Genomic DNA, 25,725 nt, shown 5'->3' on the forward strand with positions numbered 1-25,725 from the left:
AAAAAAAACGCTGAAACCTTTTGATTTCAGCGTTTTCAAGATCATTTTCGGGTATGATTATGCTACGACTTTAGGAGCAGTATCTATACCGGCTCTTTTTTGGAATGCATTGGTCATTTCCATAGAAACGGCCTGGCGCTCTACTACAATATTTGTGTTTCTATCTATTTCGATTGTTAAAGTACCGTCATCATTTGTACGGGTAATACGACCGTGAATACCAGAAGTCATTACTACTTTTTCGCCGGCTACTAATTTTTCTGCAAATAATTTTTGCTCTTTGGCTTTCTTTTGCTGCGGACGAATCATGAAGAAATACATCACCACGATCATACCAATCATAAAAATTGGCATCATTCCGCCGCCCATTGGCCCTTGTGCTTGTAACAAAATGTTTGTTATCATAAAACTTAATTTTTTTAGATTTCGAGCCGCAAAGGTAATCAAAATTCTCTCAAGAAATTGCTAAAAATCTTTATTTATCCCATTGCACTTCATTGGGCAGAAACTGTGATACATCCCCGTGGTGCCGGATCACATCCCTGACCAGCGTCGAAGATACGGTCGAATATTGCGGAGAGCTGGTCAGAAAAACCGTTTCCACATGATGGCTCAGCATGCGGTTCATATCAGCAATGCCTTTTTCATATTCAAAATCGCTGACATAACGAATCCCTCTCAGGATAAAGGCTGCCTCTATTTTCTTACAAAACTCAATTGTAAGCCCTTCATAGGCCGCTACGGAAACGCTGGGCGTATCCTTAAATATTTCCTGTATCCATTGCATCCGCTGCTCAATGGAGAACATGGGTTGTTTGGTGGAATTGAGGCCAATGCCGATTACAATTTTATCAAAAAGCGGAATAGAACGCTTGATGACATCAACATGCCCTAAGGTAATAGGATCAAACGTTCCGGGAAAAACAGCTATACGCATATAGGTTGCTTAAAATTTAGTTATTAATGAAATATATCTTTAAAACGGGCTATCAAAGTCGGCAAATGCCACAAAGGATTTGTCCCGATCTGATACCACAGGAGCCGCACATGCCCAGTCCATACCAAAACTATCGAACCGAATACCGGTATCGCTTTTAGGCTCATGCACTGAGGATACTAAATAATAGGTAAGCGAATCGTCTTCCAAAGCTTTAAAACCATGGGCAAATCCTTCGGGAATATAATAAGCCTGATGGTTTTCTTCTGAAAGGATATGCGCTTCGAAGTGCCCATAGGTCGCAGAGCCTTTCCGCAGATCAAGGATTACATCAAGAATAGCACCTTTGGGACAAAAAACGACTTTAGCATGTTGGTAAGGAGGAAGCTGAAAATGCATACCCCGGATAACCTCTTTATTGGAATAAGAAAAGTAACTTTCCTTTGTTTCAAACGTAATTCCCTGTTCCAGAAAAGCTCCTTCGTTGAAGGCCTTCACAAAACTGCCCCGATGATCTAAGAACCGGGGTAAGGTGAGGAGCCGGGCACCGGCCAAACCCAAAGGAGTAAAATCCATATTGTGTTATTTTGGTCTTCAAAAATAGTGCTTTATCTGAGCAGCACCGAATTTTAGCAGGCTTTTTTGTTTTTATGATTTATTTAATCTTTCCGGATAAACCATAAAGACATTGTATAGTCTTAATACACAAATAAATTACTAATTTAAAAATTGAGCTATTATGAAAAGCAAAGTATTAGGGTTAATCGCGTTTTTAACCATCGTGTTAAGTTTTAGTGCAAGCACCGCCAATGCACAATATCGTGGAGAAGGCAGGCATTATCAGGAAAGACCACACCATAGAAGAGTAGCTTGTGCACCGCGTCGGGTACACCACAGACCGCCTATGATGCTGCGACATGAAAGAAGAATGGCTTTGCGTCATCAAAGAATGGCACAACATCATAGAAGAATTGCACAACACCACCGCAGAGAAGCACAACGTGCCCGCGTTTATGGCTATTACCGTTAAGAAGTACACAAAACAATTATAAAATATGCCCCGGCTCATCGCCGGGGCATATTTCTTTTATCCCGCCCACCCTTCTCTATCCAGGCTACGGTATTGTATCGCTTCTGCAATATGTTCTGCTTTAATCTGTGGGCTTGCTTCCAGGTCGGCAATCGTACGGGATACCTTCAGTATCCGGTCATAGGCACGGGCAGAAAGGTTTAATTTCTTCATTGCAGCCTTTAGCAAATGGGCACTTACGGTATCCAGTGCACAATGCTCCTGTATCAATTTACTAGTCATTAAAGCATTATTATAAATACCCTCTTGTTGTTCATATCGTTTGGTTTGTATTGCTCTTGCTTGAATCACCCTTTCGCGAATCACGGCACTCGATTCTGCTGCCCGATACTCCGAGAGTTCATGAAAAGACACCGGTGTTACTTCTACATGCAGATCGATCCGGTCCAGCAAAGGCCCCGATACCTTGTTTAAATATTTTTGCACCATCTGCGGTGCACAGCTGCACTCTTTTTCAGGATGATTATAATAGCCACAAGGGCAGGGATTCATTGACGCGATCAACATAAAGCTAGCCGGATAATCGATGCTCACCTTTGCACGGGCAATGGTGACCTGTCGTTCTTCCATAGGTTGCCGCATTACTTCTAAAACCGTTCGTTTAAACTCCGGCAATTCATCTAAAAATAAAACGCCATTATGGGCCAGGGAGATTTCTCCCGGCTGTGGATTGCCCCCTCCCCCGATCAATCCGGCATCCGATATGGTATGGTGCGGGCTTCGGAAGGGTCTGTGGGCAATGAGTGAGGCATGATCGGGGAGTTTCCCGGCCACGGAATGTATTTTTGTCGTCTCCAGCGATTCCTGTAGGGTAATGGGTGGCAATATTGTGGGCAGACGCTTGGCCAACATGGTCTTGCCCGCACCCGGAGGGCCTATCAGGATGGCATTATGCCCTCCTGCTGCCGCAATTTCTAAAGCACGCTTTATATTTTCCTGCCCTTTTACTTCTTCAAAATCAATATCGAATTGGGATTGTGCATTGGCAAATTCCGCACGTGTATCCACAACCGTCGGTTTTATACTGTCGTCCCCCTCCAGTAAGGCAATTACTTCTCTTAAATGCGTTACGCCGTACACTGCAAGATTATTGACCATGGCCGCTTCCCGCGCATTTTGCTGTGGCAGGATAAGCCCTTTATAGCCCTCTTTACGGGCTTGAATTGCCATGGGTAAGGCTCCTTTTACCGGCCGTAGCGTTCCATCCAATTGCAATTCGCCCATGATAATGTAATCCGTTAGCCGATCAGAGGCTAACTGCTCGGTAGCGGACAGCATACCGATGGCAATAGGCAGGTCATAAGCAGAACCTGCTTTCTTAATATCTGCAGGCGCCATATTAATCACCATCTTGTAACGGGGACTTTTATAACCATTGTTTTTATAAGCCGATAAGATCCTGTCTACACTTTCCTTGACGGCACTATCGGGTAAGCCCACAATAAAATAACCACTTCCCGGTACGGTATCGACCTCGATGGTTATTGTCAGTGCATCTACCCCGTATACCGCACTCCCAAATACTTTTACTAACATAGGTTTCAATCTTTGTCCTGCAATTTATCAAAATAAAAATTTATGGGATCGGGGAAATTATATTATTTTTGATTAGACAGCTCTTTGTTGCACTACATCCATAAACCATGAAAAACACCTTTTTTCTTGTATCTACAGCCTTACTATTCTCATTCAATCTATTCTCCTGTTCAAAGGATCACGAGTCAGATCATCGAGAAAAATATGTGCGCCAAATAATCGGCAACCACCACTGGAAGGGCTATGACTATTTTGTTAATCAGTCACTTCCGAGCTATGATACTACCTTCAGACCGGATACAACTGTCGCTATAAGTATGGTTAATATGAATACCATTATCGCTTTTGGTGATACCCTCTTCTATTCAACAACCGTAAACCCAAATGGTACCGGTGCAGTTATTGATGAATCCCAATGTATCTATTTCACTAAAGTAATAGGAGTGAATTTGAAGGACATCAAAAAAATATATTATTACTTCAATAAAGACAGCTTGTCTTATATCAGAGAAGGCTACACCATTGATCGTCAGTGGGGGGCTTTGTATACCCGATTTTAAGCCGGCTATCTCCCATTTTACGGTTCGATAGCTTTTATGTAAATTTGCCCCAATTATGTCCACATTACAATTTCACGACTTAACCGTAAAAGATATTCGTCAGGAGACGGCCGACTGTGTTTCTATCGCATTTGACGTTCCAGAAGCCATAAAAAGTGCTTTTGATTATTTACCGGGTCAATACCTTACTTTCAAAACCTTTATTGAGGGCAATGAAGTGCGCCGTTCTTATTCTATCTGCTCGGGCAAATCTGATCGGGAACTGCGTGTTGCGGTAAAAAGAGTTATGCCACAGGGAAAATTCAGCTCTTGGGCCAACGAAGTGCTTAAAGTAGGTGATACCGTAAGCACCATGCCGCCAATGGGGAAATTCACCCCAAAAAAATCGGAGAAGACACAAAGAAACTACTTAGCCTTTGCTGCCGGTAGCGGTATTACACCGATCATGAGTATCATGAAAGCCGTTTTGCACGAAGAGGAAGAAAGTACCTTTACCCTAGTCTTTGGTAACTATAACAGGAACTCTATTATTTTTAAAGAAGAACTGGAAGCCTTAAAGAACAGGTTTATGCACCGCTTACGCCTGTTTCATGTTTTTGACCGGGAAATGCAGGAGGCTGAACTGTTTAACGGGATGATTACGGTAGACAAAGTGAAAACGTTTGGACAAAAACTAATCAATTTCAATACTATTGATGATATTTTCATTTGTGGCCCGGAACCGATGATCCTCGCTTTAAAAGATTATTTTTTAAATGAATTGAAGAAACCGGAAGACAGTGTATATTTTGAACTGTTCTCCTCTCCGGATCAACCCAAAACGCTTAATAAAGACTGGGAAGCGAAGCAACAGCAGGTGGACCGAAGTAAACTGAGTAAAGTGACGGTGCGCCTTGATGGTGCGTCTTTTGATATGGATCTGGCTTATGGCGGAGAAAACATTCTGGATGCGGCTTTACAACATGGCGGTGACCTGCCTTACGCCTGTAAAGGCGGGGTATGTTGTACCTGCAAAGCTAAATTGATATCGGGTGAAGTAGATATGGAAGTAAATTATGGTTTGGAACCTGATGAGATTGCAAATAATTTCATTCTTACCTGCCAGGCACACCCAAGAAGTGAGACGGTTGTGATTGACTTTGATACAAAATAAAAATGATTTTGTTTATTTGACAAACAATACTTATTTTTGCAGCCCATCATTCATTTTGATGGGAATGGATCGGTAGCTCAGCTGGATAGAGCATCAGCCTTCTAAGCTGAGGGTCATTGGTTCGAATCCAATCCGATTCACGAGATTAAAACTTCAGAAAGTAGCCATGGTGGCTACTTTTATTGTTTTAGGGGAGTCCTGCACCTGCCTGCGCCCTTCGCTATTCCTTTGCCTCCCTTAACCTATCCTTATTTCCCCAATCACTTCCCCAGTTTACCCAAAACACAATTTCCACATATTCAATATCCTATATTCTTATTCTAGCCGAATTGCTATAATAGTGATAACCCTATATTTTTTCCAGACTGATCTGTATCTCCTCCGAAGTATTAGTTGTCATATCGGAATCTTAAATCAACAGTGCTCTCAACTAACTTGTTTAGACACAATTTCCGGTGCTCTTTTCTATCTATCATCTACTAAATTGATGCTAATTCGGCTCAAAAGCTACCCTAGTCTAAAGCCAATTAGATATATACCTATTAAAATGAAGAAAAGCTCCTATTGTAATTACTCTGTAAGCATCTCACCTTTGTGTCGTAATCACAAAAAAAGCCATTGCGTTCGCAATCATTTTTATTTGGAACCCGCTTTATGAAACATAAAGATGCTTGTCCATAGATAAAAATTGATTTACAATTATCGCATAGGAAAAGGCAAGAATACATAACCAACAAGAATCATAAAAATAAAAGAAAATGAAAAAATTAATAAGCATGCTGCTGTTCTTTATATGCTGCACAAATATGCACGCAAAAATCGGCCTTACCACATGGAAATAACAAAGCTAAATTAATTACTATTTTTTTCACTTTTTAGTGACAAAACTCTTGTAATCCAGCTTGGTTTTATTTATATTTGTCTGCAGTTAAATATTTAACACACTTGTTAGAACATTGAAAACAAAAGCGAAGAGGCCTATTTATTTTGTTTTCACATCTTTTTTTAACCTTTTTTAAAAATTTAATTTAATTATGAAGAAAGTTCTTTTTGTTATCGCATTCAGTTTATTTTCCGGTTTTATTGCCAATGCGGTTACACCAGTTAGCAGTGGTACCATTCCCTGTATGTATACTGCTTCAGTCAGGCACTATAACGACAACCCAACTACGGGCGTAAGAACATACTATGGTTTATATTATTATTTTAACTCTGTAGCAGATGCACATACTTATATCTTGGAGCAATACCCACCTGTTCCCTTTATAAGATATAACGGCGCGAATGTCACATGCACAACCGTTATTGGACCTGGTCCCGTAGGTTCATAGTTTGTAAAAAATCAATCCTAAATTTTTTTATTCTTTATCTTAAAGACCACCCGAAAGCGTGGTCTTTATTGATTATTGGATGACGCGCTTTATCCCATCCGTTTTTTTGCATTTAATATTCTTCAGAAAAGTATGTAGTCATAAACGATGCTTAGAAATTGTTGGGTATCGAAAGGTTTTATCCGCAGCATTTTGGATACACAACAAAGCCCCGTATTGCTACAGGGCTTTTGTATTGATGGATATGTTTTAATAATTTAAAAAGGCCTAAAATATAACCAAGGTTGCATTCGAGCTTGGTGTCGCCTGAGCCCAGCTTCCTGTAAAAAAGGTGGAGGAAGTGATACATGGAGGTGTTGGCTGTCCGATACTGTTATGATAAGGATGCGTAAACCCAACATTAACTTGGGTAGCCGTAGATCCTCCAAAAATATAGACAATTTTCACGTCATCGATATTTACAGCCGGAAAGGAATTAACCGTTGTGATGCCAGGCCCAATGGTCACGATTCCACCGCCCGAAATACTTAAAGTATAAGGACAAGGTGTAAGGTTATTGATGGTCAAAACATTTGCTGCTTTTGCAAATCCAAATGTTCCTATTAAGGTGAGGCTTGCTAATAATAATTTTTTCATAAAATAATATTTTATTAAGTTGATTAATAACTAAATATATCAAAAATACTTTTAATCACAAATGAAGGATATATGTCACATTTCAGGCATATCCTCATTGCTAATAGCGCTACCATTACGGCATTAGCAGTCCAGAATCAGGGACTTGTTCATCAAAATGATTATACTCTTCATTCTGGCATCGCAATGCACCGTATTTCTGCAAAGCTTTGTGTTTACCGGTAGGTTTACAACATTCAAAAGATCTTAAAATATCACCAAGGTTGCATCCGCTGTTATTGAAGCCTGAGACCAGCTCGCGGTATAAAAAGGATTGGTAAGGCATGGCGGTACCGGCTGACCCGCACTGTTCGCATAAGGTGTACTCATCCCTACCGCAACTGACGTCCAAGGGTAGCTCGGAAATTCGTATACTACTTTTGCAATATGAAAATCATCATTAACTGGAGAGATAAATGTTGAGGTACCAGGGGGTATGGTACTTAATGGACCCGAGGAGTTTAAGGTGTAGGTACATGGCGTAAGGTTATAAATGGTCAAAACATTCGCAGTCGTGACGCTATAGGTACCGATTAAGGCAAGTGCTGCCAATACTATTTTTTTCATTTAATGACATTTAAAAAGTGGTAGATATTTCAAATACAATTAAATAATTTTAAGATAAAGCCCTGTAGTTAATACAGGGCTTTATTCATACTCAAAAGTATTCAAAAGAATATTTTAGAATATTACCAATGTTGCATTTGCGGTCATTGATGCCTGAGACCAGCTCGCGGTATAAAAGGTGGTACCGACAAGGCATGGCGGTACCGGCTGACCTGCACTATTGGAATATGGAGTACCTAAACCCACACCAATCGATGTCTCGGGGAAAGATCCAAAATTATACACTACTTTAGTGATATAAAAATCATTGCCGACCGCAGAAACAAATGTGGAGGTTCCCGGTGGTACGGTCAACAGTGGCCCTGATGTGCTTAAAGTGTAACTACATGCAGTAAGATTATGAACAGTCAATACATTTGCAGAAGTAATCCCATAGGTTCCTGTTAAGGCAAGCACGCCTAATAATAATTTTTTCATAAAATAATATTTTAAAGGTCTATTAATATAAATCACTTCAAGGCAAAGCCCTGTAGTAACACAGGGCTTTGTTTATTTTAGCGTATTTTAAAGAAAAGGTCTTAAAAGATAACCAATGTTGCATTCGCAGTTGGTGAAGCCTGAGACCAACTACCGGTATAATAGGTGGTACCTACGAGACATGGTGGTGTCGTTTGGCCCATAGTATTCGCATAAGGACTACCAAGCCCTACTCCAAGTGTTGTTTCCGGAAATACCCCAAAATTATACACCACTTTAGTGGCTACAAAATGCAGAGAACCTGTTGAGGTAAATGTTGACAATCCGGGAGGTGCGGTTAAAATTTGACCTGTTGAGGTGCTTAGGGTATACGTACATGCCGTAAGGTTCTGAACAGTCATAACATTTGCATCAGCAATTCCATAAGTTGCAATAAGTGCAAACGCTGCCAATAATACTTTTTTCATAAAATAATATTTTAAAAGGTTGATTAATAATCAAATATATAGAAAAATATTTTAATCACAAATAAATGATTTATTAATTTGCATTCGGAATCACGATGTTTTAATCCTCTTTTTGCCCTATTTTATAGCTGCCCCAAAATGCAGTTTCAATAGCATTTCGGGCCTGTATTTTCAGGAATAGTTATATAATTCAAAAATCTTAAAATATAACCAAGGTCGCATTCGCTGCCGGCGATGCCTGAGACCAGCTCGCGGTGATAAATGTTGATGTGGTGAGACAAGCAGGTGTTGGCATACCCATACTGTTAGCGTAAGGTGTACCTATACCTACCCCAATGCTGCCATCATTGGGCCATCCGGCAACGTACATTATTTTTGTACCCTCAAAATTTAAGGTACTGGGCGAATTAAATGTTGTTGTTCCAGGCCCTATCATCAGGTAACCACCCGATGTGCTTAAGGTATACGGACATGGTGTAAGATTGTGAACAGTCAAAACATTTGCCGCTTTTGCAAATCCAAAGGTTCCCATTAAGGTGAGGCTCGCTACTAATAATTTTTTCATAAAATAATATTTAAAATGTTGATTAATAACCAAATATATAAAAAATACAATTAATCTCAATAATATGATTTATTTAAATGAACACCGAAATGGGCTTTAGTAACGGTAGACCTGCAGCAATAAAACACTTCATTACTATTTTCGCCAAAAAACATAAGTCCCCGATGCTGCTGCACCAGGGACTTATTTGTCCTAAAAAAATTGCGCTCAATAAAGCAAGGTAAGTGAGCTATAATTAGAAAATGATCATCGTAGCATTGGCCGTAGGACTTGCTTGCGCCCAACTCAAAGTAAGATAACCCATAGGCGTGGGACATACGGGTGAAGGCATTCCAGCGCCACTTGAATAAGAAGGTGTTATTCCGGATACCAGTTGAAGATAACTACCATTTACCGCCAGAAATTCTAATTTCAATGAGCTGATATCATTACCCGGAGTGGAAGTATAGGTAGACAGACCGGGTGGCACCATTACATCGCCATAGTACGAGATACCGCAACGTAAAGTACAGTTTGTCAAATTATTGATGGTCAGAGTATTTGCCTGCGCCATTTGAAATGTACCTGCTAATGCAAGTGCTGCAAAAAGAATTTTCTTCATAAATTAATATTTTAAAGGTTAATAAATGTTTGAACGGTGTATGATATTAGTCCTATACAGCCTATGCTTTCTAAGCATTAGCTATATAGGACTAAACTTTAAATAAGCATTAGTGCTTGTGCTGATCAGATCAGCATTTGTCTATACCCTTTGTTGTATGCAGGGTTTATTTTTTTATTACAGTCCTGGTCTGTACCATTTTACCATCTATAGAAGTCTTCAGGAAATAGCTGCCCGAAACAATGTTCTGCAGCCCGCTTAATTGCATCGGATAAGTTCCTTTATCAACAACTGTTTCATATTGGGATACCAGACGTCCGGCGATATCGAGCAATTCCAATCTTACCGTACCTTTTTCAGCAAGCGTAACAGTCGTATTAAGTTCTGTTGAGAAAGGGTTAGGATAAACTTTAACCTGGCTTAAATCCATTTGTAACTTATCTTTAAATGCTGTAAAACCAATTAAATGATAAGCATGGTGCAACCTATTTACATTGTTGGCATTATCATAATCATAATACACCGTATACATATGTCTGTTTGAGGTAAGATCCGCATCCCCTTTACAGAAGGCAATGCCCGATTTTGATACATAAGGGTATGGAGTAGCCGTAAATGCATTGGGTAGTTCCAGGTAATCAGCATCACTGATCAAACCCGTTCCATCCGGAGTCATCTCGACCGCCAAGTAACCATTATGGTTGCCGTCTGTATTATACCACCCTACGAAAATTTCATCTCCTTTGGAGCCTTTTGATCCATAGTGCAACGTTGGTGCATAGACATTATATTGCCCATATAAAGAAGCATTTCCCAAAGCGCCGGTATTAACACTTACAGTAGTGGGCGTACCAGTCGTATTATTATCAATAAATCGAACAAATACCTCTAATGCATTTTGGTCTGTATAGGTATAAGCCCAGTTCTTTGCATTATCGTAATCTTTACAATCTAATACCAGGTTTGAGTTTAGCGGACTACTCAGATAATTAACATCTTGAATAAAATGGTTAACCGTGCCTGTAGCGCTCATTAAGGTATTAAAGTCTATCATTGATGAAGTAATCTGGGTACCGTTCGCATCACGATATACATAGCGTACATAAGGCGACCCGCCAATATTCGTTACTGCGATATCAGGACCGGATTGGCCACTTGTATTATTTAAATTAAGGATATTACCCCAAGTACCGCTGTTACAGGCAATCGTTTGCAGGCCAATAAAAGGATTATCCCAAACAAGAGCAACCGAGTTTAGGCTCTTGCTATCGCAATCCATACGAATTCTGTGATCGAAATAATTTAAACTCGAGCTTGTTAAATTAATGGTTGAGTTATACACCACCGGGTCTGTCGTAGAGGTAGTGATATCAAATACATCAACTTTAAATCCTACCCATTGATAGGCAACCAGGATTTGTATATTACCTGTATTTTCATTGTACACGGCACCTACCTGAAGATATGATGCATCCTGATAATTATTATTTGATCCCTGTAAGCCTGATAGATTACCCTTATACACGACGCTTGTAGGATCACCGGGTTTTGTAAACTGTACCGTTACTTCGCTAAAGCCAAATCCCCAGCTGGCAAGATATACATCCACATCTCCCCAGGCAGTAGGGGTTATGGTATTATTAAACGCAAAAGATGAAATATCTCCCGAATAATTAATATCCCAATTGTTAAATACGGTCTCATGTGCGACTGAAGGCACAAATGTTTGGGCTTGTGCCAGGAATATCCCTGACATTGAGGAGACTACAGTTAATACTGCATTTCTGAATAGTTTTGAAATCATAACGTAACATTTTAAAATAGATTAGATAATGATTTAAAGATAATTTTAATGTAGATTGAAGTAAGTCCCATTTTGTATATCAACTGCTCTATTTTGCAGCAAGCCTTACTTTATTTTGTACAGGAAACCGCTACTTCCACTATCCTAAATACATCCGTATTAAATTACCCCTTTGTGAAAAACGATGCAGAGAAGCAGGGGTAAAATAAGTTCGCTTCTTATTGCCGATGGAGAACGATGAGGCAATAAAACATATTGACTACCCGCCAACTGTAACAACGATAGCTGTCAATTATGCCTTTTTTGGCTTCCATAACAGCGATAGCAGTTTTGTTTGGAATTGCGATTTCTGAGTACTGCCTATGCCGCTTAAAAGTTCAAAAACCGAAGCATGTAACCTAGTAAAATTGTGTTGTGCCACAATCGCCTTAATAAAAACAGGCATTTTGGATCTTTTCTTGCCCGACAAAAGAACAGAAAGCTATTATGATTTACGCTATAAGGATCATTATAAAAAATATAATATTCTGCCCGTAATGAATAGCCTTGTACGATCCCGAAATCCATAAAAACAGGAAAAATTGCCCGGCAACAAAATTTTCAAAGCCTTCAGATATGTTAAATAAAAAACAAAAGTTATTTTAATAAGATATTCGCAGCTGTGTTTAAAGACAATGGCCCTTAATTATAATCTGAAAATACAATATTCAAAAAGTTTATGATCTAAATTCAATATAAAAATTCTACATTTGCACCGGTAAAAACGGACCCCTGTTTTTATTATTAAACCAAGTAACGGAACTCATAACTAGACGATATTTTCTCAAAGAGTGGTGTGATACACTACTTCTTTGCAGAGCGAAACTCTAAAGAAGAGTTTCGCTTTTTTATCGCAACAAATTTTAGTAATATATTGATAGAGATGTGTGAAAATATCTTATATTTATGTACTGCTTTATTTGACAGATCCTTAATTTACCGAGGATTATAAATTATAGACAATGGCTGTAAAGACTAAAAGAAATTTAAAGAAAGACCTACATAAATATTTCGGTTTTGATGGCTTTAAAGGAGAACAGGAATCAATTATCAATAGTATTTTAGACAGAAAAGACACCTTTGTCATAATGCCTACCGGCGGTGGCAAGTCCTTATGCTATCAATTACCGGCTTTATTGAGCGAAGGCGTTGCGCTGGTCGTCTCTCCCCTGATTGCATTAATGAAAAATCAGGTGGATCTCATCAGAGGATATAGCGATGATGATAATGTAGCACACTTCTTAAATTCAAGTTTGAGCAAAGTGCAACAAAGAAAAGTAAAGGAGGATTTACTATCCGGTAAAACCAAATTATTATACGTAGCACCCGAAACTTTAACCAAACAGGAGAATATCGATTTCTTTTCTGATATCCAGATTTCCTTTGTGGCTGTTGATGAAGCCCACTGTATCTCTGAATGGGGTCATGATTTTCGCCCCGAATACCGGAAACTGAGTGCCATGATCAAAGAAATTGATCCGACACTTCCCATCATTGCCTTAACCGCAACAGCAACACCAAAAGTACAGGACGATATTGTAAAAAACCTTGAATTAAGAGACCCTGTAATTTATATCTCTTCCTTTAATCGTCCGAACCTGTACTATGAAGTAGTCCCTAAAGGATCTAAAAACCAAGTACTGAAGCATATTGTACGTTTTATTTCTAATCATAAGGGTAAGAGTGGGATCATTTATACCCTCAACAGGAAAACGACCGAGGAGCTGGCCAGCACACTGGTGGCCAACGGAATCAAATCGGTTGCCTATCACGCAGGACTGGATGCCACCACAAGGGCACATCGGCAGGATATGTTCCTGCACGAAGAAGTGGAAGTGATCGTAGCCACTATTGCCTTCGGAATGGGCATCGACAAACCTGATGTGCGGTTTGTCATGCACTATAATATTCCAAAATCAATTGAAAACTATTATCAGGAAACCGGCCGTGCCGGACGTGATGGTATGGAAGGTAAGTGTCTTTTGTACTATTCCTATAAAGATGTGCAGAAACTGGAGCACCTTATGCGCGACAAGCCGCTTAGTGAGCGCGAAATGGGCGCACAGCTCATAGCAGAAACGGTTGCCTATGTCGAAAGCGGGGCCTGTAGAAGAAGACAATTACTCCATTACTTTGGCGAAATTGACCGGATTGAGAATTGTGGCAGTTGTGATAACTGTTGCAATCCTAAAGAAAAATTGGATGTTAAAGACAGCGTAAAGATCATTTTAGATGCTGTCGACCAACTGGATGAGCGTTTCGGTATCGATTATGTAGTCGATATTGTACTGGGTAAGAAAAACCCGCAAATCACCACTTTCAAACATAATAAACTCTCTTCTTACGGAGCCGGTTTAATCATGGAAATGGATGATAACTTTTGGCAATCCCTCATTCGGCAGATGATGCTGGAGGACTTTATCCGTAAAGATATTGAGGAGTATGGTCTATTGAAGATTACTGAGAATGGACGTAAGTTCCTGAAAAAACCATTTTCGATCAAAGTACCCCTGAACCACCAATACGAAGAAACAACAGAAGAAGAGGAAGAGATACAGGCAGCGAGCGGTGTTGCTGCAGATCCGGTATTGCTGGAAATGCTGATTGACCTTAGAAAACAGGTAGCAAGAGAGAAAAAACTACCTCCCTTTGTTATTTTCCTGGAAAATTCTTTGGAAGATATGGCCTTAAGCTACCCTACCACAATGGAGGAACTGGAGAAAATCCAGGGTGTCAGCAAAGGAAAGGCAATCAAATTTGGTAAAAAATTCATTGAACTGATCGCGGCCTACGTTACGGAAAATGAAATTGAGAAACCGGATGATTTCATCATGAAAAACGTGGTGAATAAAAGCGGGCTAAAAGTGTTCATTATTCAGAATATAGATAAGAAAATACCTTTAGAAACCATTGCCAAAACAAAAGACCTGTCTGTAGATGAACTGTTGCAGGCTATGGAGGCAATTGTGGCCAGCGGCACCCGTCTTAATATTGGTTATTGTATTGATGAAGAGTTGGATGATGCCGAGCAGGAAGATATCTTCGATTATTTTAGAAACTCGACAGATGATGACCTGAATGCAGCTTACGACGAATTTAAAGACAGCGATGTTTCGATAGAACAACTACAACTGATGCGTATTAAGTTTATGAGCGATTACGCCAATTAATATACTGATGATGCTACTATATAAAAAAAGCTTCTACCAATCGTAGAAGCTTTTTTTATAACCATTTATGTACCAACAATAAGTGACCTCTAACTATAAAACCTATGTTTTAAACGGCCAAAAAATCTTTTGTGGGAAATCCCTTACTTTAAAACAATACTTCTCTTTAGATTTGTACTGTAGTTACAAGATAACATCAAAAAAAGACTTTTGCGATTTACCAAAACAACTGCTGTATCGGGAATATTGATTTAATACACCTTGCATATATTCCGAATGATTCAGGTCTGGTATAGCATTTATGAAAGCTCCTCTTGAGGCGCTTTTAATCTAAATTGTTCTCATTTAGTAAATTACAAATCTTCATGTATAGTGGGCCTCTTTTCAGGGGCTCTTTTTTATTTCCTCCATCTCCATTAAACCTGTTCCGTACATCGAGTCTAATGATTCGTGCTATGATTATCTCACAAAGAGTATATTCATGTACCTAGAGGGCAAAGTATTGCTATTGCGTGATGCTAATCTTTCCGTGATTGATTACAAAAAAGAGGTAAGCTCAATTTTAGAAAACCAAACGGAATTATATTATATTTTTTCGCAATGCATTCATATTAAATAAAATATACGTAACTTCGCGTCCGATTTTTGGGAATCGAAACAACCTGTGAACGATGAATAATTCTTTATTAAAAACAATGGAAAAAGCAGAAATGATTGCAAAAATCAACCATTTTTTGGTTGAAGACTTTGAGGTAGCGGCCGAAGACATTAAGCCGGAATCTAAACTTAAAGAGACTTTAGACTTAGACAGTTTAGACTATATTGACTTAATCGTTGTGATTGAAAACAATTTTGGGTTTAAAGTAAAACCGGAAGATTTCCAATCAATGGAAACCATTCAGGATTTCTATAACTATGTAGCCCAACGTTTACAGGCGGCATAATTACCTGAACCACAATCTTGCCATGTCTAGCTGGAATGGAAAATCTAAAGGAACAGCTTTAGGATATAAAATATTTATTGCACTATTACGCATAGGTGGTCTGAGGCCTGCCTATGCGTTACTTTATTTAGTAGCGTGGTATTATGTCTTTTTTGTACCCGCAGCCACCCGTCCTATTCTTTATCTTTACCGGGAACGCCTTGGTTTTGATAAGCGTAAGCGCAAGAAACTACTCCGCAAAAACATCCTCCTCTTCGGACAAACCATCCTGGATAAAATATACACCCTCAGTACCCGCAAAAACCCGTTTACCGTAACGCGTGAAGGTGGCCATCACCTTAACGAGATGGTTGCGGCCGGCAAGGGTGGCATTATAGTGAGTGCCCATTTGGGTAATTACGAGTTGGCCGGGCATCTTCTGGAACGTTTAGAGACAATCGTAAATATAGTCATGTATGACGGAGAAGATACCCAGATTAAAGCCTATCTCGACAATGTAACGGGAGAAAGAACATTCCATATCATCTATATAAAAGAAGACATGTCTCATATCTATGAGATGTCCGCTGCCCTAAGCAGAAATGAACTGATCTGCCTTCATGCAGACCGTTATGTACCGGGCAACAGAACCATAGAACACTCTTTTTTGGGCAAAACTGCTCAATTCCCCCTCGGCCCTTTCATCTTGGCCAGTAAGTTACGGGCACCCGTAAGCATTGTATTTGCCATGAAACGATCCGATTTTCACTATCATTTTACCGCTACCCCACCAGAAGTTTTCGAAGGCAGGGGAACCACAGGAGCAGAAAAAATGCTGGGGAAATATATTCAGGAAGTGGAACAAAAAGTACGCGAATACCCCGAACAATGGTTCAACTATTTCGATTTTTGGGAAGACATAAAAGCATAAATTGTCGTAACTTCACCGTTAAAGCAGACAATCGTATCAACAGTGAAATATATACCTCAGGCAGCCCCCTTCGTGATGATAGATGAGATTATCAGTGCGAATGAACAGCAGACAACAAGCTCTTTTTTGATTTCCCAAGAGAATATTTTTGTAGCAAATGGTGTTTTTACAGAACCCGGGCTAATCGAAAATATGGCACAGACTGCTGCTGCAGGTACCGGTTATAAAGCGGCTCTTGAAAATACCGCTCCTCCTGTCGGATTTATAGGACAGGTGAAGCAGCTTAACATCTCGCAATTGCCCAAAGTAGGCGATACCCTTCAGACCACGATCACCAATATACAACAAGTGATGAATGCTTTTATCGTAAAAGGTACAATCCTTTGTGCCGGTCAGGAAATAGCCAGTGCAGAATATAAAATTTTCTTACAGGAAAACTAAATGAGCACTATGGTCTATCATGTTTCTGATGCAATCATAAGCCCATTGGGTTTTGACAGCCAAACAACATTTACAGCAGTCGCTCAAGGAGCAACGGCCCTGCGCGCTCATCTTTTCCCCGATGGACAAACCGCAATGGCAGCTAAGCTGGACACGCTGCAGGAAGCCTTGCTGTCTGCAATGGTTACCCAGGAGCAGTACAGCAAGTTTGAACGCCTCTGTATTGTAGCCACGCAACAAGCCTTAGCGCAAACAGATGTAGACATTACGGACAAGGAAACCCTAATCATCCTTTCCACCACAAAAGGAAATATTGAGTGGATCAATCACGAAGAAAAAAAAGAATTATTACCCTTACATATTTCCGCTCAAAGGATTGCGGCTTTTTTTAAGCACCCCAATCCCGTGCAATGTGTTTCTGTTGCCTGTATTTCGGGTGTGGCCGCGCAAATTATGGCAAAGCGCCTGCTGCAAGTAAAGCGATACCGCCATGCCGTTATTATTGGCTGCGATATCGTAAGTGACTTTGTACGGGCAGGATTCAGTTCCTTTCAGGCATTGTCTCCGGAACAATGCATACCCTTTGATGCAGCGCGTAAAGGACTTAACCTCGGTGAAGCTGCTGCTTGCTTAATCCTGAGTCGCGAAGCTTCCCTTGCCTCCGAAACAGCCGTGCTCGGCGGCGGGTCAATTAGTAATGATGCCAATCACCTTTCGGGGCCTTCCAAAACGGGCGCTGAACTGGCACTTGCCATCACCAAAAGTATGAAAGAAGCCGGCACAAACCCGACCGATATCGGATTTGTATCGGCACATGGCACCGCAACAAATTATAACGATGAGATGGAAGCAAAAGCCATTTCTTTAGCCAGCTTACAAAATACTCCGGTAAACAGCCTCAAATGCTATTTCGGACATACCTTAGGTGCCTCCGGTTTACTGGAAAGCATTATCAGCCTAAAAGCTATGGAGGAAAATGTACTTTTGCCTATATTGCATTTTGGTCATAGCAATACCAGTGTACCCATAAACATTATTTCAAAAAAAGAACAGCAAACTATTGACCATTTCGTCAAAACAGCGGCCGGGTTCGGTGGTTGTAATGCGGCAGTAGTTTGGTCAAAAATACCATCATGATGATATCCAATATTAAAGAAATCATTCAGCGCTCTATAGCGGTAAAACAAGAGATCCTTAGTGACGATACCTTATTGGCACAAGTACAATCCTTAACAGAAAAAATCGTAACAACCTTTCAGAATGGCGGAAAAGTGCTGTTTTGTGGTAATGGTGGCAGTGCAGCAGATGCACAGCACCTTGCCGCAGAATTTTCCGGCAGGTTTTACACCGATCGCGACCCATTACCGAGTGAGGCGCTTCATTGCAATACCTCTTACCTGACGGCCGTAGCCAATGATTATGGTTACGAATTCGTATACAGCCGCCTGCTAAAAGGAATGGGCAAACCCGGAGATATTTTAGTAGGGCTCAGCACATCGGGCAATTCTGCAAACATCCTGAAAGCATTTGAACAGGCGCGTTCAATGGGTATCACTACAGTGGCCTTTACGGGTGCAACGGGTGGCCAAATGAAGGACTTGGCTGATATCCTGATCAATATCCCATCTGAGGACACACCGCGCATACAAGAAAGCCACATCACGTTGGGTCATATTACCTGCGAACTGGTAGAACGTCATTTATTTTCAAAATAAACCCACCCGATGGAATGTATCATCTTAGCCGGAGGCTTTGGCACCCGGTTGCAACATATCGTATCGGATGTACCGAAATGCCTGGCCCCGATCAATGACAAGCCTTTTTTGGCCTACCTTATGGCTTATCTCGAAGCCCAGCATTGCGATCACGTGATCCTGTCTTTGGGTTATAAACATGAGTTGGTACTGGAATGGTTAAAGACAAAAGCCTTTACCTTTAAGGTAACCTGGGTGATTGAGCAGGAGCCTTTAGGCACAGGAGGGGGCATTAAGAAAGCCATGCAAAAATGTAAAACAAATCAGTGTTTTGTCGTTAATGGAGATACCTTATTCAATATTCCCTTTGCACAATTACTTGCGGCTAATGAAGCGAGCGCCAAAGCGGTGATCGGACTGAAACCAATGAACGATTTTGAGCGGTATGGCACCGTTATTTTAGATGATCAAGCGTACATTTCTAAGTTTGAAGAAAAAAAGCCTTGCACCAGCGGTTTAATTAATGGTGGTGTGTATTTACTGAATAATGTACCTCAAATATTTGAACACTTACCGAAACAGTTCTCTCTGGAGCAGGATTTTTTCGAGATAGAAGCCACAGCACAAAGCCTCAAAGGTTGTATTGCTGATGATTATTTTATCGACATCGGCGTAGAGGAAGATTATTACAGGGCACAAAAAGAAATTAAATGAAGGTATTATTCTTAGATAGGGACGGTGTTATTAATGTAGAGAAAGACGGCAGTTATATTTTCAAACCCTCGGAAGTAAGTTTTTATGAGGGTGCTTTAGAAGCGATCTGCCATGCCAGGCAATATTTTGACCTTACCCTTGTCGTCACCAACCAAAGGGGCATCGGGAAAGGCTTAATGACGGAGCCCGACCTCCATGAGATACACCAATATATCAATAGTGAACTCGAAAAACACGGCGGCCGCATAGACGGATTTTATTTTGCTCCTGCATTAGCTTCTGACGATGCCTTCCGTAAACCTAATACAGGTATGGCCTTACAGGCACAAAAGGATTATCCGGCGATCGATTTTTCGGCTTCTGTAATGGTCGGTAATAATTTCAGTGATATGAAGTTTGGAAAAGCCATGGGGATGAAAACCGTATTTCTGCATACAACACAGGAACAGCAGGCATTGCCAAATGAATGGATCGATGCCCAGTTTGACAGTCTTGCAGCCTGGAGCAACAGCTTATAAAGCAACAGTTTATATAAAAAGAGCGACGAATAATATATTCGTCGCTCTTTTTATAAATGGGTATTCTAATACAATTATGGTCTCCATTTCTTATCGGCGAAACGATCGCTGATCACTAATTCTTTGCTTCCCGGAGTATATTTATAAAAACCTTCTCCTGATTTTGCACCCAGGTAACCTGCCTGTACCATATTGGCCAGTAAGGTAGCCGGAGCATATTTTTGATTACCAAAGCCCATGTGTAACACGTTCATGATAGACAAACAGGTATCCAAACCAATAAAGTCAGCCAACTGCAAAGGTCCCATTGGATGTGCCATACCTAATTTCATGATCGTATCGATCTCTTCCACACCGGCAACACCTTCTTGTAAACTGGAAATGGCCTCGTTAATCATAGGCATTAAAATACGATTTGCAATAAAGCCCGGATAGTCATTAACCACACAAGGTACTTTACCGATATGTTCTGTAAGGTCATAAATAACCTTCGTTACACTTTTATCAGTCGCATATCCGGCAATGATCTCTACCAATTTCATTACAGGAACCGGATTCATAAAGTGCATACCCACTACTTGTGCAGGTCTTGTTGTATGAGATGCAATTCTCGTAATAGAAATAGAAGAAGTATTGGTAGCAAGAATCGCGTGTGCCGGAGCCAAACGATCTATATCCTGGAAGATTCTCATTTTAAGATCAATATTCTCCGTAGCAGCTTCAATAACCAAATCAGCACCTTTAAGGCCTTCTGCCAAATCGGTATAAGTAGCGATTTTCGCTAAAGCGGCCGATTTCTGATCTTCGGTAAGGCTACCTTTAGTCACCTGACGATCCATATTCTTGCTTACATTGGCCAATGCTTTATCTAAAGCAGTCTGCGCAATATCAATCATATGTACATCGTAACCGTTTTGTGCAAATACATGCACGATGCCATTACCCATTGTACCGGCACCAATTACAGATACCGTCTTAATTTGTTGGATACTGCTGATTACCGTATCGGCTTCCACAGTTTCCTTCGTTAATATTTCTGACATTGTTAATTTTTTTAAAACACACAAAAATACAACAATTCCGTAATGTATGGATCAACCCTGCTATAATATCCCGTTAAAATATTGAGGCGTATAAACCATCAAATAATTTTTATCTTCGCAGCCGAATATTATCGCTGTTTATGCCACAATCTCATTTAAAATTAGGAACCCTAACCGAAAATAAATTTTTACGTTCACTGGCCAATATTGTATCCATCATCTGTCATCCGGTGTTTATGCCGGTAATCCTGACGTTTGTGTTGTATGGTATTAACCGGACCAGTTTCGGCAATATTCCTAAAAATACGCTTTATGAATGGTTGGCCATCCTTGCCCTGAACACCATCTTTTTCCCTTTGGTGACCATCTTCCTGCTGAAACGGTTAAATTTCATTGAAAGTATTAAGTTAAAAACCTCCAAAGACCGGATCATACCCTTGATCGCCACCATGATCTTCTACTTCTGGGCGTATATGGTCTTTAAAAATTTCAAACCACCCGTTGTCGCACCACCTATTTTGAAAATATTCCTTTTGGGTAACTTTTGGGGTATTATTGCCATTTTTATGGTCAATATTTTCAAAAAAGTGAGCATGCATGCCGCTGCAGCCGGCGGTATGATCGGTATCCTGATTATCACCATGATTATAAGCCGTGTCAATATCTTTATGCCCCTGATGATTTCGATTTTAATTGCCGGCATCATTGGTTCTTCCAGATTGGTATTACGCGCGCACACCAATGGTGAAATCGGCTTGGGCTATCTATTGGGTATCCTGGCACAGCTGGCCTCCTATTTCTACATTACCAAGTTGATCAACATTTTTGATTAATCAGGCTCAATATATTCATAAGAAAGGGGTTGTTCTTGTTTAGAACAACCCCTTTCTTATGAATAATCAATTATCATATATGCTTAGCGCCTACCCACTTTATATCCGCTTAGCGCAAAATAAAGGATAAAGAGATAAGCCGGAATCATCATATAATATGCGCTTTGGAGCGTAGCCGTTTCCGATATCCTGCCATAAAGAGGCGGCAATACTGCTCCGCCTACAATAGCCATGATCAATAAAGCAGAGCCCATTTTAGTGTATTTACCCAGGCCTTCAATAGCCATAGGGAATATCGCCGGCCACATCACCGAATTAGAAAACCCAAGTAATGCAAAATACCATACTGCCGGATGTGTGGGCACATTAAAGGTATGGCCAGCCAAAACATAGGTTTTAAAATCAGGTGCAGCTGTGGTAACCACAGACAGTACAACCAGGATCATACTCAGTATCGTCGCAATAACCAAGGCATTGCGTTGCGAAATATATTTGGGAATCGCCGTAATGCCAACTCCGTAACCGACCAGTAAAGCATAACCTGTATAGGTTGCAAAATGCTTGGCGGTATCCATAGAATAGCCAAGGTATTTTCCAAAGCCCGTAAAGGTATCATAACTGATCACCTCAACCCCTACATACAGAAATAAAGCAATAACCCCAATGACTAAATGCGGAAACTGCAATACACTTGTTTTCGGCGTATCGGCTAAGGCCTTCGCATCTGTTATTGTTTCCTCATCAGCAATTTCGGGTAGTTTTACAAAAAACAGCAATAAACCTATGGTCGCAAAAGCCACCGCAATCCAGGTATAAGGCATGATTACTTTGTGTGCCAAGGTATTTAAGGCCTGCTCCTTCGTTGCTGCATCCATCACTTTAAGACTCGCTTCAAAGGCATCACTGTCCTTAAGAATAATACTTCCTAATGCATACACGGCCAAAATACCGGCTACTTTATTACAAACACCCATGATACTAATGCGCCGGGCAGCACTCTCTTTAGGCCCCAAAGCCGCCGCATAAGGGTTGGAAGCAGTTTGTAATAAAGCCAATCCCGTACCGATAATAAATAGACCGGTTAAGAAGACGGGAAAGCTTCTGGCATTGGCCGCGGGAATGAAAATAATCGCGCCCAAAGCCATAACGAACAGCCCTAAGGACATTCCTTTCTTAAAGCCCGTAGCCTTCAAAACATAAGAAGAAGGGATGGCCATTACGAAATAGGCGGCAAAAAAAGCAGAGGCCACATAATAAGATTGGGTAGTGGTCAGCTGGCAGGCAATTTTCAGATATGGAATCAATTGGCTGTTGGCCCAGGTAATGAAACCGAAGATAAAAAACAGCACGCCGATAATTAATAAGGCAAATCCGTAATTATTTTTATTATTATCCTGCATTTATATATAATTTTGGCGACTAAAGTACAATTATTGTTGTTAATTTAAGATATGAGCCATAAAAAATATGCCATCGGAGTCGATATGGGTGGCACCTATACCAAATTCGGGCTTGTAGATGATCAGGGAACAATCACCAGAGCGCAGCAGATCCGAACGGATAGCTACAGAAGCCCTGAAGATTTCGTTGCAGCACTAAGCCTTCATTTACAGTCTATTGTTGATTATCACGATCAGGATCACACCATTACCGGTATCGGTATTGGTGCCCCTAATGCCAATTATCATACGGGTACTATAGACCGTGCGGCCAACCTACCCTGGCGTACGTATATTCCGCTTCGGGATATGGTTGCCTCCGCAATGAATATAAAAACGGTGATTACGAATGATGCAAAAGCGGCTGCCCTTGGTGAGATGCAATTTGGCGTAGCCAAAGGCATGAAAGATTTTATTGTAGTGACGTTGGGTACCGGTATTGGCAGTGGTATCGTGAGTAATGGACAATTGATCTATGGCCACGATGGCATGGCAGGTGAAGTCGGACATATTATCGCCAAACCCAATGGCCGTCCCTGTGGCTGTGGTCGTAAAGGCTGTCTTGAAACGTATGCATCGGCAACCGGGATCCTCAACACGGCACAAAAAATTATGTTGGCCAATAACCTCGTTCCTTTTGAAAATTCGCAGGCCATAACCGATGCCGCCATGATGGGCAATCCAATGGCCCTGGAGATATTTAACCAAACCGGAAAAGTACTGGGAAAAGTATTGGCTCATGTACATACCGTAATCTCACCGGAAGCCATCATCTTTTTTGGTGGCCTTGCCAACGCCAGGGATTATCTGTTAGTACCTACGCAAAAAGCTTTTGAAGAAGAATTACTCTTTGTCTACAAAGAGCGAAAACCCCAATTTCTGATCTCTGCGCTGCAACATAGAAACGCCGCTATATTGGGTGCTGCAGCCTTAGTTTTTTAACCCATTTATACTCAAAAGGATTATCTTTGCCCATTATGTCATCCGTTCTCATCAAAAACATTCAGGTTGCGGACCCAACCTCCGCATACAACGGCAAAAATGTAGATATTTTTATTGAAAAAGGTATCGTAAAACAGATAGGAAAATCACTATCGGTACAAGCAAAAGACATTATACAAGGTAAAGGCAAGTTTATTGCTCCGGGCTGGATCAGCCTGATGACAGACTTTGCAGAGCCTGGTTTTGAACATAGAGAAACGATTGATACCGGTTTACAAGCCGCTGCCAACGGTGGCTTTACACAAGTAATCGTTCTACCCAACACACAACCCACTATGGCCACCAAAAGTGTGGTCGCATTTGTACAACAAAAGGCTAAAGGTCATCCCGTAGGCATCCATGTTTTAGGAGCAGTGTCACAAAATATAGAAGGGAAGAATCTTGCTGAAATGATGGAAATGTACCATTCCGGAGCGATTGCTTTTTCGGATGGCTGGAAACCTATTCAGAATGCCGGTTTAATGCAAAAGGCATTAGAATATGTAAAAGCTTTTGAGGGAACAGTGGTTCAGATTCCTGTTTTGGCCGAGTTATCGGATGGTTTGATGAATGAGGGGCCTAATTCGGTACAGTTCGGAATGCCCGGCATCCCTGTAATTGCAGAAACCTTAATGGTACATCGCGATATAGAGCTGGCCAGGTATACACAATCTAAACTGCACCTTTCCGGAATCAGCACGGCAGAAAGCCTGAACCTGATTAAAAAAGCAAAAAAAGATGGCGTACAGGTAACCTGCTCTGTAGCGCCTTATCACTTACTATATACTGACGATATCCTGGCTACCTACGACAGCTTGTATAAGGTAAACCCTCCCCTGAGGACGGAAAAAGACCGCAAAGCCCTGCTCAAAGGATTGGAAGAAGGCACTATAGATGCCATCGCTACGCATCATAAGCCGCAAGACTGGGATGCTAAAGTAAAAGAATTTGAATACACCCAATCCGGCATGGCCACCTTGGAAAGCTGCTGGCCTATGCTGGTTAAAGCGGCACCAAATGTAAGCGCCGAAAGATGGGCTGCCCTGTTATCAAACAATATCGCCGGTATATTCGGATTGCCCATACACAGCATTGAAGAAGGTACTGCTGCCCGGTACACGATATTTGACTTCACTACAGAATGGACTTTAACCACCGGAAACAAAGCAACAATGGCTTATAATACGCCTTTGTTGAATGAACCCGTAAAAGGAAAAGCTGTAATATTATAAAAAC

At 40.8% G+C, this 25,725-nt stretch carries 28 protein-coding genes and 1 tRNA gene; 16 read left to right on the forward strand and 13 right to left on the reverse strand.

Annotation, left to right across the window (positions count from 1 at the left end):
* Positions 1-57 precede the first annotated feature (57 nt).
* The 3 genes from yajC to DBR32_RS02315 form a co-directional block, all read right to left on the reverse strand.
* Entirely contained in the window at positions 58-405 is a 348-nt protein-coding gene (yajC, locus tag DBR32_RS02305; protein ID WP_233559639.1) for a preprotein translocase subunit YajC, read from the reverse strand.
* 70 nt (positions 406-475) lie between these two features.
* Positions 476-937, reverse strand: coding sequence for a pantetheine-phosphate adenylyltransferase (coaD, locus tag DBR32_RS02310; protein ID WP_124634667.1), 462 nt, complete (start codon positions 935-937; stop codon positions 476-478).
* 39 nt (positions 938-976) lie between these two features.
* Entirely contained in the window at positions 977-1,513 is a 537-nt protein-coding gene (locus DBR32_RS02315) for a dTDP-4-dehydrorhamnose 3,5-epimerase family protein (protein ID WP_124634668.1), read from the reverse strand.
* Between the two features lie 163 nt (positions 1,514-1,676).
* Between DBR32_RS02315 and DBR32_RS02320 the strand changes: the two genes are divergently transcribed.
* Positions 1,677-1,967 carry a hypothetical protein gene (locus tag DBR32_RS02320; protein ID WP_124634669.1) on the forward strand — a complete coding sequence of 97 codons (291 nt, stop codon included), beginning with the start codon at positions 1,677-1,679 and terminating at the stop codon, positions 1,965-1,967.
* Positions 1,968-2,024: 57 nt separating this feature from the next.
* Here the strand turns inward: DBR32_RS02320 and DBR32_RS02325 are convergent, their stop codons facing one another.
* A complete protein-coding gene (locus tag DBR32_RS02325) occupies positions 2,025-3,563 on the reverse strand; it encodes a YifB family Mg chelatase-like AAA ATPase (protein ID WP_124634670.1) in 1,539 nt (512 codons plus the stop codon).
* A 206-nt stretch (positions 3,564-3,769) separates the two neighbouring features.
* On the opposite strand from DBR32_RS02325, the gene DBR32_RS02330 reads away from it, so the two are divergent.
* The 4 genes from DBR32_RS02330 to DBR32_RS02345 all read left to right on the forward strand — a co-directional run bounded on the left by DBR32_RS02330 (position 3,770) and on the right by DBR32_RS02345 (position 6,607).
* Positions 3,770-4,123 (forward strand): hypothetical protein, encoded by a 354-nt coding sequence (locus DBR32_RS02330; protein ID WP_124634671.1) that lies wholly within the window; start codon positions 3,770-3,772, stop codon positions 4,121-4,123.
* A 55-nt stretch (positions 4,124-4,178) separates the two neighbouring features.
* Positions 4,179-5,276 (forward strand): 2Fe-2S iron-sulfur cluster-binding protein, encoded by a 1,098-nt coding sequence (locus DBR32_RS02335; RefSeq protein ID WP_124634672.1) that lies wholly within the window; start codon positions 4,179-4,181, stop codon positions 5,274-5,276.
* 66 nt (positions 5,277-5,342) lie between these two features.
* Positions 5,343-5,416 (forward strand) — tRNA-Arg (locus tag DBR32_RS02340).
* Between the two features lie 894 nt (positions 5,417-6,310).
* Positions 6,311-6,607, forward strand: a complete 297-nt coding sequence (locus tag DBR32_RS02345) for a hypothetical protein (RefSeq protein ID WP_124634673.1) — start codon at positions 6,311-6,313, stop codon at positions 6,605-6,607.
* A 267-nt stretch (positions 6,608-6,874) separates the two neighbouring features.
* Here the strand turns inward: DBR32_RS02345 and DBR32_RS02350 are convergent, their stop codons facing one another.
* The 7 genes from DBR32_RS02350 to DBR32_RS02380 all read right to left on the reverse strand — a co-directional run bounded on the left by DBR32_RS02350 (position 6,875) and on the right by DBR32_RS02380 (position 11,763).
* The gene (locus DBR32_RS02350; RefSeq protein WP_124634674.1) at positions 6,875-7,243 is read right to left on the reverse strand and encodes a hypothetical protein; all 369 of its coding nucleotides are present in this window, start codon (positions 7,241-7,243) and stop codon (positions 6,875-6,877) included.
* Positions 7,244-7,489: 246 nt separating this feature from the next.
* Positions 7,490-7,849 carry a hypothetical protein gene (locus tag DBR32_RS02355; RefSeq protein WP_124634675.1) on the reverse strand — a complete coding sequence of 120 codons (360 nt, stop codon included), beginning with the start codon at positions 7,847-7,849 and terminating at the stop codon, positions 7,490-7,492.
* A gap of 114 nt (positions 7,850-7,963) precedes the next feature.
* Positions 7,964-8,326: a hypothetical protein gene (locus DBR32_RS02360; RefSeq protein ID WP_124634676.1), complete on the reverse strand. Its 363-nt coding sequence runs from the start codon at positions 8,324-8,326 to the stop codon at positions 7,964-7,966.
* Between the two features lie 101 nt (positions 8,327-8,427).
* Positions 8,428-8,793 carry a hypothetical protein gene (locus tag DBR32_RS02365; protein WP_124634677.1) on the reverse strand — a complete coding sequence of 122 codons (366 nt, stop codon included), beginning with the start codon at positions 8,791-8,793 and terminating at the stop codon, positions 8,428-8,430.
* 199 nt (positions 8,794-8,992) lie between these two features.
* Positions 8,993-9,358, reverse strand: coding sequence for a hypothetical protein (locus tag DBR32_RS02370; protein WP_124634678.1), 366 nt, complete (start codon positions 9,356-9,358; stop codon positions 8,993-8,995).
* A gap of 235 nt (positions 9,359-9,593) precedes the next feature.
* Positions 9,594-9,959: a hypothetical protein gene (locus DBR32_RS02375; RefSeq protein WP_124634679.1), complete on the reverse strand. Its 366-nt coding sequence runs from the start codon at positions 9,957-9,959 to the stop codon at positions 9,594-9,596.
* A 166-nt stretch (positions 9,960-10,125) separates the two neighbouring features.
* Positions 10,126-11,763 (reverse strand): T9SS type A sorting domain-containing protein, encoded by a 1,638-nt coding sequence (locus DBR32_RS02380; RefSeq protein ID WP_124634680.1) that lies wholly within the window; start codon positions 11,761-11,763, stop codon positions 10,126-10,128.
* A gap of 1,001 nt (positions 11,764-12,764) precedes the next feature.
* On the opposite strand from DBR32_RS02380, the gene recQ reads away from it, so the two are divergent.
* The 8 genes from recQ to DBR32_RS02420 all read left to right on the forward strand — a co-directional run bounded on the left by recQ (position 12,765) and on the right by DBR32_RS02420 (position 20,193).
* Positions 12,765-14,972 (forward strand): DNA helicase RecQ, encoded by a 2,208-nt coding sequence (gene recQ, locus DBR32_RS02385; RefSeq protein ID WP_124634681.1) that lies wholly within the window; start codon positions 12,765-12,767, stop codon positions 14,970-14,972.
* 671 nt (positions 14,973-15,643) lie between these two features.
* Positions 15,644-15,916 carry an acyl carrier protein gene (locus DBR32_RS02390; RefSeq protein WP_233559640.1) on the forward strand — a complete coding sequence of 91 codons (273 nt, stop codon included), beginning with the start codon at positions 15,644-15,646 and terminating at the stop codon, positions 15,914-15,916.
* 22 nt (positions 15,917-15,938) lie between these two features.
* Entirely contained in the window at positions 15,939-16,826 is an 888-nt protein-coding gene (locus DBR32_RS02395) for a lipid A biosynthesis acyltransferase (RefSeq protein ID WP_124634682.1), read from the forward strand.
* 42 nt (positions 16,827-16,868) lie between these two features.
* A complete protein-coding gene (locus DBR32_RS02400) occupies positions 16,869-17,267 on the forward strand; it encodes a 3-hydroxyacyl-ACP dehydratase (protein WP_233559641.1) in 399 nt (132 codons plus the stop codon).
* Entirely contained in the window at positions 17,268-18,404 is a 1,137-nt protein-coding gene (locus DBR32_RS02405) for a beta-ketoacyl synthase N-terminal-like domain-containing protein (protein ID WP_124634683.1), read from the forward strand.
* Positions 18,401-18,982 carry an SIS domain-containing protein gene (locus tag DBR32_RS02410; protein WP_233559642.1) on the forward strand — a complete coding sequence of 194 codons (582 nt, stop codon included), beginning with the start codon at positions 18,401-18,403 and terminating at the stop codon, positions 18,980-18,982. Before DBR32_RS02405 ends, DBR32_RS02410 begins: the two co-directional genes overlap by 4 nt.
* Before the next feature lie 9 nt (positions 18,983-18,991).
* Positions 18,992-19,675 carry a nucleotidyltransferase family protein gene (locus DBR32_RS02415; RefSeq protein WP_124634684.1) on the forward strand — a complete coding sequence of 228 codons (684 nt, stop codon included), beginning with the start codon at positions 18,992-18,994 and terminating at the stop codon, positions 19,673-19,675.
* Entirely contained in the window at positions 19,672-20,193 is a 522-nt protein-coding gene (locus DBR32_RS02420) for an HAD-IIIA family hydrolase (protein ID WP_124634685.1), read from the forward strand. Before DBR32_RS02415 ends, DBR32_RS02420 begins: the two co-directional genes overlap by 4 nt.
* A 74-nt stretch (positions 20,194-20,267) precedes the next feature.
* Here the strand turns inward: DBR32_RS02420 and DBR32_RS02425 are convergent, their stop codons facing one another.
* Positions 20,268-21,173 (reverse strand): 3-hydroxybutyryl-CoA dehydrogenase, encoded by a 906-nt coding sequence (locus DBR32_RS02425; protein WP_124634888.1) that lies wholly within the window; start codon positions 21,171-21,173, stop codon positions 20,268-20,270.
* 203 nt (positions 21,174-21,376) lie between these two features.
* Here DBR32_RS02425 and DBR32_RS02430 point away from each other — a divergent pair, with 203 nt between their 5' ends.
* Entirely contained in the window at positions 21,377-22,069 is a 693-nt protein-coding gene (locus DBR32_RS02430) for a hypothetical protein (RefSeq protein ID WP_124634686.1), read from the forward strand.
* An 83-nt stretch (positions 22,070-22,152) separates the two neighbouring features.
* Here DBR32_RS02430 and DBR32_RS02435 read toward each other — a convergent pair whose 3' ends face one another.
* Positions 22,153-23,469, reverse strand: coding sequence for a sugar MFS transporter (locus DBR32_RS02435; RefSeq protein ID WP_124634687.1), 1,317 nt, complete (start codon positions 23,467-23,469; stop codon positions 22,153-22,155).
* Positions 23,470-23,520: 51 nt separating this feature from the next.
* On the opposite strand from DBR32_RS02435, the gene DBR32_RS02440 reads away from it, so the two are divergent.
* Both DBR32_RS02440 and DBR32_RS02445 read left to right on the forward strand, forming a co-directional pair.
* Positions 23,521-24,450: an ROK family protein gene (locus DBR32_RS02440; protein WP_124634688.1), complete on the forward strand. Its 930-nt coding sequence runs from the start codon at positions 23,521-23,523 to the stop codon at positions 24,448-24,450.
* A 35-nt stretch (positions 24,451-24,485) separates the two neighbouring features.
* Positions 24,486-25,721 (forward strand): dihydroorotase family protein, encoded by a 1,236-nt coding sequence (locus DBR32_RS02445; RefSeq protein WP_124634689.1) that lies wholly within the window; start codon positions 24,486-24,488, stop codon positions 25,719-25,721.
* Positions 25,722-25,725: the final 4 nt, after the last annotated feature.

Origin of the sequence: Taibaiella sp. KBW10, from assembly GCF_003852495.1 — a bacterium.
Lineage (GTDB): Bacteria > Bacteroidota > Bacteroidia > Chitinophagales > Chitinophagaceae > Edaphocola.

Excerpts from the sequence above, each read along its gene's own strand:
- DBR32_RS02420 (WP_124634685.1), top strand. The coding sequence starts at position 19,672 with ATGAAGGTATTATTCTTAGATAGGGACGGTGTTATTAATGTAGAGAAA.
- DBR32_RS02405 (WP_124634683.1), top strand. The coding sequence starts at position 17,268 with ATGAGCACTATGGTCTATCATGTTTCTGATGCAATCATAAGCCCATTG.
- DBR32_RS02355 (WP_124634675.1), bottom strand. The coding sequence starts at position 7,849 with ATGAAAAAAATAGTATTGGCAGCACTTGCCTTAATCGGTACCTATAGC.
- DBR32_RS02360 (WP_124634676.1), bottom strand. The coding sequence starts at position 8,326 with ATGAAAAAATTATTATTAGGCGTGCTTGCCTTAACAGGAACCTATGGG.
- DBR32_RS02350 (WP_124634674.1), bottom strand. The coding sequence starts at position 7,243 with ATGAAAAAATTATTATTAGCAAGCCTCACCTTAATAGGAACATTTGGA.
- DBR32_RS02375 (WP_124634679.1), bottom strand. The coding sequence starts at position 9,959 with ATGAAGAAAATTCTTTTTGCAGCACTTGCATTAGCAGGTACATTTCAA.
- DBR32_RS02380 (WP_124634680.1), bottom strand. The coding sequence starts at position 11,763 with ATGATTTCAAAACTATTCAGAAATGCAGTATTAACTGTAGTCTCCTCA.
- DBR32_RS02445 (WP_124634689.1), top strand. The coding sequence starts at position 24,486 with ATGTCATCCGTTCTCATCAAAAACATTCAGGTTGCGGACCCAACCTCC.
- DBR32_RS02345 (WP_124634673.1), top strand. The coding sequence starts at position 6,311 with ATGAAGAAAGTTCTTTTTGTTATCGCATTCAGTTTATTTTCCGGTTTT.
- DBR32_RS02435 (WP_124634687.1), bottom strand. The coding sequence starts at position 23,469 with ATGCAGGATAATAATAAAAATAATTACGGATTTGCCTTATTAATTATC.
- DBR32_RS02325 (WP_124634670.1), bottom strand. The coding sequence starts at position 3,563 with ATGTTAGTAAAAGTATTTGGGAGTGCGGTATACGGGGTAGATGCACTG.
- DBR32_RS02365 (WP_124634677.1), bottom strand. The coding sequence starts at position 8,793 with ATGAAAAAAGTATTATTGGCAGCGTTTGCACTTATTGCAACTTATGGA.
- DBR32_RS02430 (WP_124634686.1), top strand. The coding sequence starts at position 21,377 with ATGCCACAATCTCATTTAAAATTAGGAACCCTAACCGAAAATAAATTT.
- recQ (WP_124634681.1), top strand. The coding sequence starts at position 12,765 with ATGGCTGTAAAGACTAAAAGAAATTTAAAGAAAGACCTACATAAATAT.
- DBR32_RS02370 (WP_124634678.1), bottom strand. The coding sequence starts at position 9,358 with ATGAAAAAATTATTAGTAGCGAGCCTCACCTTAATGGGAACCTTTGGA.
- DBR32_RS02335 (WP_124634672.1), top strand. The coding sequence starts at position 4,179 with ATGTCCACATTACAATTTCACGACTTAACCGTAAAAGATATTCGTCAG.
- DBR32_RS02410 (WP_233559642.1), top strand. The coding sequence starts at position 18,401 with ATGATGATATCCAATATTAAAGAAATCATTCAGCGCTCTATAGCGGTA.
- DBR32_RS02315 (WP_124634668.1), bottom strand. The coding sequence starts at position 1,513 with ATGGATTTTACTCCTTTGGGTTTGGCCGGTGCCCGGCTCCTCACCTTA.
- coaD (WP_124634667.1), bottom strand. The coding sequence starts at position 937 with ATGCGTATAGCTGTTTTTCCCGGAACGTTTGATCCTATTACCTTAGGG.
- DBR32_RS02390 (WP_233559640.1), top strand. The coding sequence starts at position 15,644 with ATGAATAATTCTTTATTAAAAACAATGGAAAAAGCAGAAATGATTGCA.
- DBR32_RS02320 (WP_124634669.1), top strand. The coding sequence starts at position 1,677 with ATGAAAAGCAAAGTATTAGGGTTAATCGCGTTTTTAACCATCGTGTTA.
- DBR32_RS02395 (WP_124634682.1), top strand. The coding sequence starts at position 15,939 with ATGTCTAGCTGGAATGGAAAATCTAAAGGAACAGCTTTAGGATATAAA.
- DBR32_RS02440 (WP_124634688.1), top strand. The coding sequence starts at position 23,521 with ATGAGCCATAAAAAATATGCCATCGGAGTCGATATGGGTGGCACCTAT.
- DBR32_RS02415 (WP_124634684.1), top strand. The coding sequence starts at position 18,992 with ATGGAATGTATCATCTTAGCCGGAGGCTTTGGCACCCGGTTGCAACAT.
- yajC (WP_233559639.1), bottom strand. The coding sequence starts at position 405 with ATGATAACAAACATTTTGTTACAAGCACAAGGGCCAATGGGCGGCGGA.